Annotated in this window: 1 rRNA gene; it reads right to left on the reverse strand. The window is 42.6% G+C overall.

From position 1 onward, the window contains the following. Positions 1 to 234 precede the first annotated feature (234 nt). Positions 235 to 289: ribosomal RNA gene (locus tag CR205_RS20045) — 16S ribosomal RNA — on the reverse strand; the annotation flags it as partial.

Consider the following 289-nt stretch of genomic DNA (forward strand, 5'->3'; position numbering starts at 1 on the left):
GCTTAACCGTCGATGTCGTTGGTCTTCTAAGACGCCGGCTACTCTCATAGCCGGTGAAATTCACAAAGAATTTCTTCAAATTTGGAAATTTGATGTCGTTACTGTTATCTGGTTTTCAAAGAACATAACCTTAAAAGCAAACGCTTTTAAAGAGAGAGTGTGACCTCTCAAAACTAAACAAAAAGCCAGGGGCGAAACCTGTGTTGAAACGTTTGAGCTTCAAAAGCTCCTTAGAAAGGAGGTGATCCATCCCCACCTTCCGGTAGGGATACCTTGTTACGACTTCACC

This window comes from Alteribacter lacisalsi (assembly GCF_003226345.1).
Taxonomy (GTDB): Bacteria; Bacillota; Bacilli; order Bacillales; family Salisediminibacteriaceae; genus Alteribacter; species Alteribacter lacisalsi.